Annotated in this window: 14 protein-coding genes; 4 read left to right on the forward strand and 10 right to left on the reverse strand. The window is 59.2% G+C overall.

Features of this window, described 5'->3' with window-relative positions:
• Positions 1-93 precede the first annotated feature (93 nt).
• From J5276_RS19685 to J5276_RS19705, 5 genes are all read right to left on the reverse strand, one after another.
• On the reverse strand, positions 94-975 hold the full coding sequence (locus J5276_RS19685; RefSeq protein ID WP_038494355.1) for a dihydrodipicolinate synthase family protein: 882 nt from the start codon (positions 973-975) through the stop codon (positions 94-96).
• Positions 972-2612 (reverse strand): ABC transporter ATP-binding protein, encoded by a 1641-nt coding sequence (locus J5276_RS19690; RefSeq protein WP_038494358.1) that lies wholly within the window; start codon positions 2610-2612, stop codon positions 972-974. The genes J5276_RS19685 and J5276_RS19690 overlap by 4 nt, the downstream gene beginning before the upstream one ends.
• Positions 2605-3528 (reverse strand): ABC transporter permease, encoded by a 924-nt coding sequence (locus J5276_RS19695; protein WP_038494361.1) that lies wholly within the window; start codon positions 3526-3528, stop codon positions 2605-2607. Before J5276_RS19695 ends, J5276_RS19690 begins: the two co-directional genes overlap by 8 nt.
• Positions 3529-3542: 14 nt before the next feature.
• On the reverse strand, positions 3543-4457 hold the full coding sequence (locus J5276_RS19700; RefSeq protein WP_003511517.1) for an ABC transporter permease: 915 nt from the start codon (positions 4455-4457) through the stop codon (positions 3543-3545).
• 73 nt (positions 4458-4530) lie between these two features.
• Positions 4531-6039, reverse strand: coding sequence for an ABC transporter substrate-binding protein (locus J5276_RS19705; protein WP_038495835.1), 1509 nt, complete (start codon positions 6037-6039; stop codon positions 4531-4533).
• 320 nt (positions 6040-6359) lie between these two features.
• Between J5276_RS19705 and J5276_RS19710 the strand changes: the two genes are divergently transcribed.
• Genes J5276_RS19710 through J5276_RS19720 form a run of 3 tightly spaced genes read left to right on the forward strand, consistent with a single transcriptional unit; the run spans position 6360 to position 9633 of the window.
• Complete coding sequence (locus tag J5276_RS19710) at positions 6360-7556, forward strand: exo-alpha-sialidase (protein ID WP_174012129.1); 1197 nt, start codon at positions 6360-6362, stop codon at positions 7554-7556.
• Positions 7553-8509 carry a 4-hydroxythreonine-4-phosphate dehydrogenase PdxA gene (pdxA, locus tag J5276_RS19715; RefSeq protein WP_038494367.1) on the forward strand — a complete coding sequence of 319 codons (957 nt, stop codon included), beginning with the start codon at positions 7553-7555 and terminating at the stop codon, positions 8507-8509. The genes J5276_RS19710 and pdxA overlap by 4 nt, the downstream gene beginning before the upstream one ends.
• Complete coding sequence (locus J5276_RS19720; RefSeq protein ID WP_065704462.1) at positions 8506-9633, forward strand: iron-containing alcohol dehydrogenase; 1128 nt, start codon at positions 8506-8508, stop codon at positions 9631-9633. The genes pdxA and J5276_RS19720 overlap by 4 nt, the downstream gene beginning before the upstream one ends.
• A 48-nt stretch (positions 9634-9681) precedes the next feature.
• Here the strand turns inward: J5276_RS19720 and J5276_RS19725 are convergent, their stop codons facing one another.
• From J5276_RS19725 to J5276_RS19740, 5 genes are all read right to left on the reverse strand, one after another.
• Entirely contained in the window at positions 9682-10389 is a 708-nt protein-coding gene (locus J5276_RS19725) for a FadR/GntR family transcriptional regulator (RefSeq protein WP_003511522.1), read from the reverse strand.
• A gap of 4 nt (positions 10390-10393) precedes the next feature.
• The gene (locus J5276_RS19730; protein WP_111789632.1) at positions 10394-11434 is read right to left on the reverse strand and encodes a four-carbon acid sugar kinase family protein; all 1041 of its coding nucleotides are present in this window, start codon (positions 11432-11434) and stop codon (positions 10394-10396) included.
• A 160-nt stretch (positions 11435-11594) separates the two neighbouring features.
• Positions 11595-12644 (reverse strand): polysaccharide deacetylase family protein, encoded by a 1050-nt coding sequence (locus J5276_RS30415; RefSeq protein ID WP_065704465.1) that lies wholly within the window; start codon positions 12642-12644, stop codon positions 11595-11597.
• A gap of 6 nt (positions 12645-12650) precedes the next feature.
• Entirely contained in the window at positions 12651-13838 is a 1188-nt protein-coding gene (locus tag J5276_RS30420) for an ATP-grasp domain-containing protein (protein ID WP_065660426.1), read from the reverse strand.
• A gap of 165 nt (positions 13839-14003) precedes the next feature.
• Positions 14004-14393 carry an acyl-CoA thioesterase gene (locus J5276_RS19740; RefSeq protein ID WP_003511527.1) on the reverse strand — a complete coding sequence of 130 codons (390 nt, stop codon included), beginning with the start codon at positions 14391-14393 and terminating at the stop codon, positions 14004-14006.
• Between the two features lie 172 nt (positions 14394-14565).
• Between J5276_RS19740 and J5276_RS19745 the strand changes: the two genes are divergently transcribed.
• Positions 14566-14760: a hypothetical protein gene (locus tag J5276_RS19745; RefSeq protein ID WP_013761913.1), complete on the forward strand. Its 195-nt coding sequence runs from the start codon at positions 14566-14568 to the stop codon at positions 14758-14760.
• The last annotated feature ends 32 nt before the right edge of the window (positions 14761-14792 follow it).

The raw sequence follows: 14792 nt of genomic DNA on the forward strand, positions 1-14792 counted from the left end.
TGTATAAATGCTTCGGCTTCTGGCCGTTTTGTGGATATTTTTCACGTGGCGCCACACGGCTTCACTCCTCCACGTCACATTCGGGCGGTGGCGTCACAGCTGGTGATAGCGACGTAAGATTTCCACGATCCGGTCATCCTGCTCCTGATCCGGCAGAAGGGCGGGTTGCCGGCTGGCGCCGACGGATGGGTCCTGAAGGTAAAGCGAGCGCTTGACCATGGCGGGCGCAAAACCGAGCGCATAGAGATCGGTGCGAAAATCCGTATAGATCGCCTGCTGGCGTTCGGCCTCAGCGATATCGCTGGCGTTGAAGGCATTGAGAATGCCGGCAAGTACATCCGGGAGCGCGTTGCCGAGGCCGGAGATGCAGCCGGCGGCACCGTTCTGCAACGACCAGAGAACGAGATGATCCGGGCCGGAATAGACTTCGAAACCGGGCATCTCCTTTGCTACCTGTAGATAGGCTTCCAGCGTCTGCTGCGCACCGCCCGAATCCTTGATGCCGGCAATGTTGCCATGGGCGGCAAGTTTGCGGGCGGTTTCCGGCTCTATGTGGTTCTGGGTTCGGGCGGGAATATCGTAAAGATAGACCGGTGTTTCGACGGCGTCGGCCACAGTCGAGAAATGGCGGATCAGCCCATCCTGGGTGCAGGCGATGAAGAAGGGTGTGATGACGGCAATACCGTCTACGCCGATGCGGTCGAAGGCTTTGGCGAGTTGCAGCGTTTCGAAAGTGGCGGGCATGCCGGCGTTGACGATGACCTTCGCACGGCCCGCAACTTCGTCCACCACCTCTTCCGTCAGCCGGATTTTTTCTTCATGCGTCAGTGCGGTGAAATCGCCGTTAGTTCCGGCGCACATGATGTTGTTGCCGGCCGCCACCTGACGGCGCACCTGCGCACGGGTCGCTTCGTAATTGATGGTTTCGTCCTCGTTGAAACAGGTCACGAGCGCGACGAAGGCTTGTTTGGTCATGAAAGAACTCCGCTTGGATTTCCAATAGTGTGATCGGCATCGGCCGGACGCACAGACTGCATATCGGGGTCGGGATCGAGGCTGGCGGAAAGAAGTGCGCGCGTATAGGCCTCGCGCGGCGCTTCGAAAACCTGCCGGACAGTCCCGAATTCCACAACCTCTCCCCGCTGCATGACCATGACGTGATCGGCAAAATCGCGGACCACCGGCAGGTCATGCGCGATGAAGATGAAGGAGAGGCCCATTTCACGGCGCAGCTTGTCAAGAAGTGCAACAACCTGCGCCTGGACAGACACGTCGAGCGCCGAGACCGCTTCATCGCAGATGATGAGCTTCGGCTCCAGCGCCAGCGCGCGGGCAATCGCGATCCTCTGCCGCTGCCCACCGGAAAACTGATGCGGATAACGGCGCATATGTTCCGGCGAGAGGCCGACCTGATGCAGCAATTCCGCGACCCGTTCGCGCCATTTCGCTTTGGGTAGTATGTCCGGATGGATCACCCAGGCTTCGGAAACCAGCTGGAACACAGTCATGCGGGGGTTCAGCGACTGGGTTGGATCCTGAAACACCATCTGTAAATCACGCCTGAGGGCAAAGAGTTCGGCAGGCGAAAGCTTGAAGAGATCACGCCCCTTCCACTCGGCGCTGCCGGCATCCGGCTCGTCGAGCCGGAGCAGAATGCGCGCGAGTGTCGATTTGCCGGAACCGCTTTCGCCAACGACAGCTATGGTTTCCCCCGCCATAAGGTCAAAGGAAACGCCCTTCAGTGCCTCGAAAGCCCCATAACGTTTGCGCACATCGCGCACACGGAGGAGCGGTTCGCCGGTCGCATTCGGCTCGTGCATTTCGCCCCTGCCGGGGGCGGCGCTGATGAGCTTGCGGGTATAGGGATGCTTTGGGTTGCGATAGACCTCGCGAACCGTGCCTGCCTCCACCAGCACGCCTTTTTCCATCACGACCACCCGGTCGGCGATTTCGGCGACGACGCCAAGATCATGGGTGATGATGAGAACGGCCATACCGGTTTCCCGCTGCAATTCCTTGAGCAGGGCAAGAACTTCAGCCTGAACCGTCACATCGAGTGCCGTGGTCGGCTCGTCGGCGATCAGGAGATCGGGCCGGAGCGCAAGCGCCATGGCGATCATCACACGCTGGCGCTGGCCGCCGGAAAATTCATGCGGATATTTCTTCAAGGCTCCGTCCGGATCAGGAATTCCAACGCGCGCGACAAGCCGCCTCGCCTCCGCTTCGGCTTTCACCCTGTCCATTCCATGGGTGGTCATCGCCTCGCGGATCTGCCAGCCGACGGTATAGACCGGATTGAGATGGCTGAGCGGGTCCTGAAAGATCATGGCGATGCGCCGCCCATTGATCTCGCGGCGTGGCTCAGCCGGCATTGTCAGAAGGTCTTTGCCATCAAGAAATATCTGGCCGCCGCTGATACGTCCGGGCGGCATGTCGATGAGGTTCATGATGGCCGAGGACGATACCGATTTGCCCGAGCCGCTTTCACCGAGGATCGCAAGCGTTTCACCACGGTCGATATGATAGGAAACATCCTTCACCGCATGCACGACACCGCCTGCGGTGTGAAACTCCACGGAAAGGTTGCGCACATCGAGAAGATGGTCAGCCATGTTTGCGGCCTTTCATTTCCAGCCGCCAGCGCTGCACGGGGTCGAGCGCAATGCGCAGCCAGTTGGACAGCAGGTTGAGCGACAGGGTGGTGAGTATGATGGCAAGGCCCGGCCAGAAGGACAGCCACCAGGCATTGGTGAGGTACTGCCGCCCCTGCGAGATCATCAGGCCCCAGGTGATTTCCGGCGGCTGAATGCCGATACCAAGGAAAGACAGCGCGCTTTCCGCCAGCATCACATAGGCGAAATCGAGCGTCGCAAGCGTTGTCAGCGTCGGCAGGACCACGGGTAGAATATGGCGGAACAGGATACGTTTGCCCGATGCGCCCATCACGCGCGCCGCCTGTACGAACATGCGTTCACGCACCTCCAGCACTTCGGCCCTTGTGGTGCGGATGTAAACGGGGATGCGGGTTATCGCCAGAACCAGCATCAGGTTGAGGATGGATGAGCCGAGCAGATAAAGCACGATGACCGCGATCAACAGTGACGGAAACGACATGATCACGTCCGCCAGCCTCATGATGATCTGGCCAACACGGTTGGAGGAAAAACCGGCGATCAGGCCAAGCACGGTGCCGGTGACGGCGGAAAGGAAAACGGCACCGGCGGCGATCATCAGTGTATTTTGCGTGGCGGCGACGATGCGCGCCAGCAGCGGGCGACCGAGCGCATCCGCCCCCAGCCAGAAATACCATTCGCGTTGCCATTGGAACGGGGCAAGGTTGCGTCCACGCAGGTTCTGCTTCGTCGCCAGCTCGCCAAGCCACGCCGGGCCGACAAAGGCGAGAATGATGACGACGATGAGGAAGATCGCGGCGCAGAGGGCGAATTTATCGGCCCACAACATGCGCAGCATGCGCGTTGCAAAGGATGGCTCATCGATAATCTCTGTATCGGCGTTTGAAAGGCTCATGGCTGAACGTCTCCTCAGTGCCGGATACGCGGATCGAGCAGCGCATAGGCGATATCGATCAGAAGATTCATCAGGAAGATCGCAAGCGCGGTCACAAGAATTGCTGCCAGCACGACGTTGAAATCGCGCTGAAGAATGGAATCGATCATCAGCTTGCCAACCCCGGGGAAACCAAAGATGGTTTCGACGATGACTGCGCCGTTGAGAAGGCTTGCCGCCTGATCGCCGATGACGGTGATGACCGGTAGCATGGCGTTTCGCAAGGCGTGGATGAAGATGATCGGACCCGATTTCACACCCTTGGCGCGCGCCGTTTTGACATAGGCAGAGGACAACGCACCGATCATCGAGCCGCGCACCACCTGAACGATGATGCCGAAGGGGCGCACGAACAGAACCGAGATCGGCAATATCCAGTGCAGCACCGAGCCGGTGCCGGAGGTGGGCAGCCAGGCGAGATTGACGGAAAACACCACGATCGCCACGATCGCGAGCCAGAAATCCGGCACGGAAGCGCCGATGAGCGAAATGGTGGAGGCCATGCGATCGAAGAAGCCACCGGAGCGGAAAGCGGCAAGCGAACCGACGACGATTGCTGCGGTGGTGACGAGGGACATGGTGATGACCGCAAGCCACAGCGTCCAGACGAAAGCCTCCAGCACCACATCCAGCGCAGGGCGGGCTTTCCTGAGCGATTCACCCAGATCCCCCGTCATCACGTCGCCCGCGTAGCGCAGGAACTGCACCATCAGCGGATCGTTCAGCCCATGCAGCGCACGAAACTGCTGCTTCAATTCCTCCGAAGCCTCCACCGGCAAAAACAGCGCGGCCGGGTCGCCCGTCAGGCGGGAGAGGAAGAAAACCATTACGATGAGGCCGATCAGGGAGATCAGGCTTGCAACGGAACGTTTTCGGATGAAGCTCAGCATGGTTACCTCCGGTGTTCAGCACGACGGCGAAGCTAAAGCTCCGCCGCCGCTCTTTGGCAGATGAAATACCGGCTTACTTGATGCCGATTTCCGAAAGCTGCAGCATCGAATTGGTGGCGATGGTGGGCTTGAAGTCCAGCCGTTCGGAGACGCGTGAGAAGCCAACCATGTGGAACAGCAGCACATCCGCCACGACATCGTCATGCAGGTAGGCGATGAGCTCGGACCAGAGCTTGGCGCGTTCATCGCCGACGGCTGCGGATGCTCGTTCGATCAAGTCATCCACCTTGGGGTCCGAGAAACCGGATTGCGTGCCCTTGGTGGCATATTTGAAGAACATGGTGAAGGACGGATCACCCTTGGAATTGTCGTGCATGGCAGCGACGATCTGCGGTCCCCGGCCTTCCTTGAAAGGCTTGGAATAATAGCTTTCGTGCTCGGCCACTTCCACGAATTTGAGGTCGATCTTGAAGCCGACTTCCTGCAATTGCTGCTGGATCGCCTCCATGATCTCGGTGACATTAGGGAAGTTCGCAGTGCGCGCGATGATGGTGATCGGCGTATCCACCTTCACACCAGCAGCTTTTGCCTCCTCCAGCAACTTCTTCGCGCCATCAGGGTCGTAGGGGAAAACCTTGACATCAGGGTTCCAGCCGAGCGTGGTCGGCGGAACGAGTGCGGTGGCCAGCACAGCACCTTCGGGAACCAGCGTGCCGAGGAAAGCCTGCCGGTCGATGGCGAGGTTGAGTGCACGGCGCACCCGCACGTCATTCAGCGGCGCGATGTTGTGGTCGAGGCGCATGTAGACCGTCTCGCTGTCGAGATAGGAAAAGTCGGTCTTCGGGTTTGTCGCGTCGAGCTGCGAAATGGAGGGTGAAAGATCGGCTTCGCCGGTCTGCACCATGGCGGCGCGAACCGAGGGATCAGCTCGGAAAAGATAGGTCGCTTCCGTCACCTGCGGCTTGGCGCCCCAATAGTCGTCACGTGCAGTCAAAACAATCTGCTGGCCCGGTGTCCAGTTGGTCAGCTTGTAAGGTCCGGTGCCAACAGGCTCGCGGATAAATTCCATCTTGGTTTCTTCGGGCACGATGGTGACGAGCGACATCAGGAGCGGCAGAATGGGCTGGGCTGGCTCTGTCTTGAAGTCGATCGTATGGTCGTCGACAATCGTGGGGGTGACGGTCATACCGCCGAAGTAACGACGGGATTCGCATGCATTCTTGTCGCTCATGATGCGCTCGAAGCTATGCTTGACATCCTTGGCATCGAAACCCGTGCCGTCGGAAAACTTCACGCCTTCACGCAGGTGGAAACGCCAGCTGCCATCCACGTTCTGCTCCCATTTTTCAGCGAGGCGCGGTTGCACGCCGTTCTTGCCGCGCACATCAAGCTCGGTCAGCGTCTCGCTGACATTTTCCATGATGATACGGCCAATATTGGAGCGGGTCGCCATGCAAGGCTCCAGCAGGTCAGCCTCTTCCGCCAGCACGATCTTGATCGGCCCCGACGCCGCAAGCGCCGGCGAAACCGCGGCGCTAAGGCAACCCATAACAAGGGCGCCCGCAATCAATGACTTCTTCATTCCGTTCTCCTCCCAGATCAGAAATTCAGCAACATGGCGGCGTGCCGCAAGAGGCATTCAAAAGCCCCGTCTCCTGCATTGAGGAGCATGGCGTGCGGATGATCGTCTCCTCCACCCGTTATCAAAGCATCGACGCTATCACATTTTTTGTCAAATTATTTTTCAGAAGGATTTTTTATTGAGACTTAGTACAGAAGTTTTATGTTTATAAAACATACACTTATTTTAATTCATCAAAAATTTTCGGACGTCCTTTTGTCTTAAATAAACTTGACAACTTTTTGAATATGCCATTTTCATCAGACCAAGAGGAGACCACGATGACCCCTGATGACATTGCTCACGCCATGACCGGAGCCATCCATGCCGTTTCGGAAAACCGGCACGAAGCGTTCCTGCCATCGCCGATGATCCAGAACCATGCGAGCTTTCTGCACCTTCTGCAGGACGGCACCCTGCTGTGCGCCTGGTTTGGCGGAACGCTGGAGGGAAAATCGGATATTTCGATCTTCGCGTCCGCGCTCACACCCGGCGCGAGCCGGTGGGGAGCGCCGCAGCGCCTGAGCAACGATCCCGCCCATTCCGAACAGAATCCGGTTATTTTCACCGCACCTGATGGCACTCTCTGGCTGTTTCACACCGCCCAGCCATCCGGCAATCAGGACGAATGCCGCATCCGCATGGCGCGGGTCGTCCACGACCCGGCAACGCCGGAAAAGCTGTCCGCCGAAGATGGCCGTTTTCTCGATCTTCCGAAAGGCTGCTTCATCCGTGCGCCGCTTCGCATCCGCGATGACGGCGCATGGCTTCTGCCGATCTTCCGCTGCGTCCAACGCCCCGGCCAGAAATGGAACGGCAGCCACGATACCGCAGCACTCGGCATATCGAAAGACAACGGCCTCACATGGCAATTGCAGGAGCTGGCGGGCTCGACCGGCTGCGTTCATATGAGCCCGGTTGCGGGCGCGAATGGGCGCTACTACGCTTTTTTTCGCCGCCGTCAGGCCGATCTCGTTTACCGCACGGAAAGCACAGATGGCGGTCGCTCATGGACAGAACCGCTGCCGACCGACGTACCGAACAATAATTCCTCCATCGCCGCGATCAGGCTCGCACACGGCAGGCTGGCGATGATCTGCAACCCCATCAACGCCGCGCAATCCAGCGACCGTCGCGCCTCGCTTTATGACGAACTGGGCGAGGAAGACGACAGACCGGATGCCGATCCGAGCGGTGGATGTGTGCCCATATGGGGCGTGCCGCGCGCGCCGGTTTCCATCTGCCTGTCCGATGACGACGGCCGCAGCTTTCCTACCCGGATTTTGATCGAGGACGGGCCGGGCACCTGCCTGTCCAACGATTCGACCGACGGCCGCAATCTGGAAATGTCCTATCCATGGCTTCTGGAGGCAGCGGACGGTACCCTGCACGCAAGCTACACCTATCATCGCCGCGCAATCAAATATGTCCGGCTGGCGCCCGGCTGGGCAGACGCCAAGGACGGGAGAATCGGATGAGCAACATCATTGGTATCACCATGGGTGACCCCTGCGGCGTCGGCCCGGAAATAACCGTCCGCGCGCTTGCGGAAATGTCCGCCCCGGATAGGGAAGCAACGCGGATTTATGGCAACCTTGCCACGCTGGAAGCGGCGCGGGGTGCGCTTGGCATCGACATCGATCTTACTCGGAATGTGGTCGATCTGCCGGTGGAGGGTGCGCCGCTGCCATGGGGCACGCTGTCGCCGGTTGCCGGAGACGCCGCTTTCCGTTTCATTGAAAAAGCGGTGCGGGATGCCGAAGCGGGCGCAATCGGCTGCATCGTCACTGCTCCGATTAACAAGGAGGCCCTCAATCTTGCGGGCCACCATTATGACGGCCACACCGGCATGCTGCGCAGCCTGACCGGTTCTTCAGCCGCCTACATGTTGCTTGCCTCCGAGCGGCTGAAGGTCATTCACGTCTCGACCCACGTGTCCCTGCAGGAAGCCATTCAACGGGCAACGACGGAGCGGGTGCTGGCGACCATCCGCGCTGGCAATGCTCATCTGAAGCGCATCGGTTACGAGCGGCCGCGCATCGCGGTTGCCGGTATCAATCCGCATTGCGGCGAAAACGGTCTGTTTGGCACCGAGGATGATGACCAGATTGCGCCAGCGGTTGCCGCCGCGCGCGCTGAAGGCATCGAGGTACACGGGCCGATCTCCGCCGATACCGTGTTCCACCGCGCCTATTCGGGCACTTTCGATCTGGTTGTCGCGCAATATCACGATCAGGGCCATATCCCGATCAAGCTCGTCGCCTTTGATACCGCCGTCAATGTCTCGGTCGATCTGCCGATTGATCGCACTTCGGTCGATCATGGAACGGCCTTCGACATCGCCGGCAAAGGCATCGCCAATCACGGCAACATGAATGAGGCCATAGCCTATGCGCGCAAGCTCGTGGCGGGCAAGGGCGCAAGAGGATGAACACCATGTCCACAGCCTCCATTCTCATCCATCAGCCGCGCAGGCTTGCCGTTGGCGCCGGCACCATTTCTCAGGTCGGCGCCTGGGCCGTCAAAACCGCTTCGACCCTGGTGATCGCCACGCCGCTGACCGCGAAATTTGCCGACCGGCTGCAATTGCAGGGTCCTTTCACTGTCTTTGACGCCATTCCCGGCGAACCGGACACAGGGACGCTCGATGCAGCACTGGCCGCAGCGCGCGCCGCCAAACCCGATCTCGTCATCGGCCTCGGCGGTGGCTCGGTGATGGATGTGGCGAAACTCGTCGCCGCACTCTGGAATTCCAGCCAGACGCTTGAGGATGTGGCAGGACCGAACAGGGTCGCAGGGCGCGACACCAGGCTCGTCCAGATCGCCACCACCGCCGGAACCGGCTCGGAAGCCGGGATTCGCTCGCTCATCACCGATCCCGTCAAGGGCAGCAAGGTCGCGGTCGAAAGCCCTCATCTGATTGCCGATTTCGCGGTGCTCGATCCGGAACTCACGTATTCCGTGCCATCAGCTGTGACAGCGGCGACGGGGGTGGATGCCATGGCGCATTGCGTGGAGGCTTTCACCAATCGCAAGGCCCATCCGATGATCGACGGTTTTGCCCGCATGGGCTTTTCGCTGGTGGGCAAATATCTGGCGCGCGCCGTTCGCGACGGCGCTGATACCGAAGCCCGCGAAGGAATGATGCTCGCCTCCTACTATGGCGGCATCTGCCTTGGCCCGGTCAATACGGCGGCGGGTCACGCCATCGCCTATCCGCTCGGCACGCTTCTCAACCTGCCGCACGGGTTGGCAAACGCTATCGTCTTCCCGCATGTTCTGGCTTTCAACCAGCACGCCGTTTCGGCAAAGACGGCGGAGGTGGCCGGAGCGCTTGGGCTTCGCGAGCATCTTTCATCCGATGATCTTCGCAAGGCAGCGACAGATTTCTGCGCCGGCCTCGGCATTGAAATGTCCCTTGCGCGGCACGGGGCAAGCGAAACCGACCTTCCCCGTTATGCGCAAGACGCTCACGCAATCCGCCGGCTGATGGACAACAATCCCGTCGATATGAGCCTTGATGACGTGCTCGGCATTTACCGCCGCGCTTTCTAATCGAAAGTCCGGTGCGCTATCGCGCGCACCGGCTCGCCGTCACTTCCCTCAATCCGTATGCGAAGACTCGAAGAGGCGGTCACGTGATCCCGTCAGATGGTCGTGCATCAGCCGCCGCGCGGCCTCGGCATCTCCTTCGGCAATCGCCACCGCAATCGCCTCGTGCTCGGCAAACACGCGGGTAAGGCCGGATGCCTCGCGCTTCACCGACATGCCGTGAAACTTCATTCCCACCGCAATGTGGTCCTTGAGAGCCTCCATCGCAGTGGAGAAATAGCTATTCCGTGCCGCCCGCGCGATGGCAAGGTGGAACTGATAATCGGCATCCTCACGGTGGGACTGGCGATTGGTGGCGTCCCGCATCAGCTCGAGCGCCTTTTTGATTGCGACGAGCCTCTCGCCATCATGCCGCAAGGCCGCCGCCGCCGCAGCTGCCGGCTCCAGAGTCAGCCTGAATTCATAACAGTTCAGCAGGTCAGCGACATTTTCGAGCTGGCCGAAGCCCAGCGGCTCGCGCAGGCCGAATGCCCGCACATAGCTGCCGGAACCCCTTCGCGAATAGATGAACCCCTGTTCGCGCAGCCGCCGAAGCGCCTCGCGGACCACCGGTCGCGACACTTCGAATTCCATGGCGAGTTCATGTTCGGTCGGAAGCCGTTCATCCGGCTTGTAGGCGCCGGATTTGATCGCCCGGTGCATTCTCTCGAAAATAATGTCCGGAAGTGCCTTGCGCGCCGTTTCTTTCATCAGCCCCATCTGGTCAGCTTTCTCCAGCGTCATTTTCGCCAAGCATCATTTTCGCAATCCGTTTCAACGTGTCAGCTTGCCCAAAACCACCTGACTTCGCAATGATACATTGGTCGCCGGACCAGCCGACACCAAGACCGGGCAGGCACTCGCCGGCAAGGCGCAGACGCGATACCCCCATGGCAAGCAGCACCGCTTCGGCCGTGGCGCCGCCGGACAAAAGCAACGTGTCGGTCCCGGTGGTGAAAAGCGGCACGACGCCATACGCCAGCTGGTCTGAAACCTCGAGCGGGGAAAGATCTTCCGCCCCTTGCGTCGCGTAAACGAGCGTCAGGCTGGAACGAGCATGCGCGTGAAACGGCACGACGCCATTGGGTGCATCGGTGACCGATACCAACCCCGTTCCTTTAAGGATTTCAATTTGTTCAACGGTGATCGGGTCGCGCGAACCTATGACGAAAAGCCCCTTACCCGCGGGAATAGATGCCGCTTCGGGCACCGCCTGCGCTGTCATCATTTCGGCCAGCGCCTCGGCCAGCCCTCGCGCGCCCACCAGAAGATCAACCCCGTTTGCGCGCCCGGCAAGCAAAGCCTCCCTGATGTCCGCATGCGATAGGGTGTCTGGTATTGCGCAGCGGCTGGCGTGACCGCCCAGTCTTTCATGAACCGAAATCGTGCCGTCAACGCCAAAGCCGGACACGGAACCGTCTACGACGATGCGTCCAAAATCCGGAATGGCTGGCGCTACAAGCGCATGCCGATAGGAAACAGCATCCATTTCGGCGGCGATATGTCCTTTCAGGCGGGAATCGATCTTCTTGAACAGAACTGTATCGGCCGGAACCAGTGCCATCAGTTCCTGCGTGCGGCGGCGGGCTTCATCCGCCTTGCCATCCCGACAACCCAGATTGACGCTGAGGACGGCCGGCGCATCGGCCACCGCTGCACGGACGCCGTCAAGACCAATCGCAACTTCAGTCGAAAGCCCACGCCCGGCGAAGGGGGCGGCCGCATCAAGCGCACCGGTCAGGTCATCGGAAAAAATCAACAGCACGGGCGAAACCTTAAGAAAAGTTGTAATGTTTTCCTTCGATAAATTTATTTATAATCAATAGATAAATGGATGTGAATAACAAAAACAACACGACAGCTCGATTAGCCGCACCGACACATGTCGTCGTCATCGGCGAAAGACGGCAGGGAGAGGTTGATCACTAGACGAACCGGAAAGGCAGGCCTGAGATGAGCGCTTTGACAAAGCGCTTCTTCTGAAAGCGGCCGTTCAGCGAAACGCGCGGCAACAGCATCGGCTTTTCAAGGCTATCGGCCCCAAGAATACCGGCCTGCGTGGTAACAGCTACGGGAAATCCCGCATCAAACACCGCTTTCGCCTCGCGTTCTCCCACGGCCTTTATCCAGCCATAGGGATAGGAAAAGGACCTCGGTCGACGGCCGACATAGGTCTCCACCCGTCTTGTCGATTCCTCGATTTCGTATGCCAGACGCGCCGCATCGATCTTGCGCATGTTCACATGCATCATGGTATGCGCGCCGAGATGGACCAGGGGATCGCTCGACAGCGCCTTGAGTTCGGCCGCATCCATGACGAGTTTTTCCACGATCGCGATCGGATCGATACCATGTTGCCCCGCGACACGGTCGATCCTCTCCACCGCCTCGTCCTCCGCGAATATCTGGACGAAGTTTTCCAGACGCGCAAAGGCTTCCGCTTTTTGTGGAAGGCTGCCGGATTTAATCTGCTCCGGCCCTGTCCCGAAATCGAATTCAAAGGACGTGGCTTTCTGCGTCAGCGTGGCAGTGGTTTCCCACCACACGCTACGCGTCCGCTCCACAAAACCCGGCGTGATGAAAATCGTATAGGGAACAGCATATTTCCGGAAAATCGGTGCAGCATATTCGGCATTGTTGCGATAGCCGTCATCAAGCGTGAAAGCGCAGAACGACCGTTTCTCGGAACTATCGGCGAGCAGGCCCGGCAGATCGTGCAGATGAACGGGAACGAGACCACATTCGAGCGCCGCCTCTATCGCCTCTTCCAGAAATTGTGGCGTGATCGACAAGTGTGCATTCGGCGCAAAAGCTGACGCTTCCTCGTCCGGACGAACATGGTGGAGCGTGAAGATCACGCCACGCCCGGCAAGAGCCGGAAAAGCCGCACGAACCGCCGGCAGGGAAGCTATCTCCAGCCCCGCCCTTATGACCCCATATTTCAGAGAGCGTTTTACCGACCGCAAAAACACCATTACCGATTACCGCAACTTCAAACCGGGCAGAACCCGTTTTTTGATGACTCTCCAGACCGTGAGGGGCAGGTCGATAAGGCCCGGCAAAGGATCGTTCGCCGCAAAAGCCGCCCAGCTGCGGATTGTGCGCAGAGAGGCGACATAGTCCCCAATTCCCGCCTGTCCCCGTCGATTCAACGTCAATGCGGCAATGGCATCACGGACAAGATAGGACCATGACACACCTTGCCGCGCATCTAGCATCTGGCCGCGCGGCATGTCGTTGGCAACCTGCCACAGCAGCGCGCCGAGATCGATGCCGGCCGCTGAACACAGGCCAAACCACGACCATGGGCGAGGATTAACATCGAGAAGTTTCAGCGATCCATCCCTGCCATCCCGCTTGAACTCCACCTCGACCAACCCGCTGTGACCGGCCGATTTCAATATCTTCCTTGCCGCATCGATCGCTTGAGGGTTGTCGACAACCTCGACACAGGTGCTGGTGTAACCAAAATCGACGGGATACTGACGCAGGCGTCGGGCGGTGAATTCTGCAACAGGCTCGCCATCGCGCCAGAGCGCCGCATAGGAAAACTGGCTTTCTCCCCCGCCGGGAATGAGCTCCTGCACGACGACATTGCCCGCGCCGATCTCGCCGCTCGCAGCGGCAAAAGCGGCTTTCAGCGCCTGCCTGTCATCGGCGCGGATAACCTTCGCCCGGGAAATCGCGGTATCGCCCCCGCCCATATTCGGCTTCAGGATAACGGGAAACGTCACGTCCAGCGCATCGGCGTCATCGGACGAGGTCATGGCATAGGTCCGGGGGAAGCTGACACCGAGTTCCGCCGCGCGTTTGTAGAGCAGCGGTTTCTCGCACAACCATTGAAGGGAGGACCAATCAGGCAGGACGATTTTGTAAAGGGCGGAAAGCTCGTCGCGATGTTGTGAAACGAGCTGAACCTCGCCATCCCCTGATGGCACCAGAAGACACCCTTTCAGATGATGCTTCTCTGCCATATCGCGTAAAAACGCCATCGCCCCTGCATCATGAGGACCGGACCAGCGGATCGTGTTCTTCACGAAACGCGACCAGCCCGGCAGCGGTGAATCATGGGTGATATAGTGCACAGGCACATCAAGGGCGCCAAGGCTGCGGGCAAGGGCAAGCGTGCCGTGAGCGCCACCAACAATAACAACACCTGGAATGGTCACAGCCTGATCCCCGCCCTATTCCATACCTTGATCGCAAAAATTGATAAATAAATTGGATATTTCTAAAGTATTGCGCGTTCGGAGATCGAATTGGCGGAGCCGAAGAGCCTCATGCTCTTTCGGCTGCCTGCGAACGGTTGGAAGTTTGCTTCGAAGGCAAGCGCCTTACGCCTCTTTGCGCACAGGGCGCGGCTCGCCTTTGTCATCCACCGCTACCATGATGAAGACGGCCTCCGTAACCTTTTCCCGGGAATCCTGATAGTGCCTGCGGGTCCAGGCCTCGATCTTGAGCGTGACGGAGGTGCGCCCAACCTTTTCGATCCTAGTATAGACACACAATGTATCGCCGATCTTGACCGGTTTCTTGAAGACGATTTCATGAACCGCCACTGTGACGGTACGCCCGCCTGCCACATCATTGGCGCGGACGAAGGCGGCAAGGTCCATCTGCGACATCACCCAACCGCCGAAAATGTCGCCGGCCGGATTGGCGTCAGCCGGCATGGCAAGCGTTCTGAGCGTGAGTTCCATATCGGCGGGCGGTTGCTGTTCCATATCAAATTCCTTTCAAGAACCTCCCGCCGCCGGATTTAAACAACCGCGCCCCCTCAGCCAATAGCCGATTTTTCGCGGCAGCCCTTCCAAAACAGCAAGGAATCACGAAGCCATCGTAAGCTTCGGTTAACCATGATGCGGCACGATTCCAAAAAACCGCGAGGGCGTGCGAATGGCCTATGACTGGAGTGGAAACAATAAGATACAGCAGCGCTACGACCGTATCATTCTCGCGGTTGCCAGCGTCATTGCCATCAGCCTGGCGACCGGCACCTTTGTTCTGCGCTCGCAGATGGAGCCGGACGGCACCATAAGCCTAGCCAAACAGCAACGGCTGGACCTCGAAAAATGGCATTTGCGGCTTTGATCCGCACGATAATGTCAACAGCAGCATAACCC

The organism is Agrobacterium sp. S7/73 (assembly GCF_019355535.1).
GTDB classification, from domain to species: Bacteria; Pseudomonadota; Alphaproteobacteria; order Rhizobiales; family Rhizobiaceae; genus Agrobacterium; species Agrobacterium tumefaciens.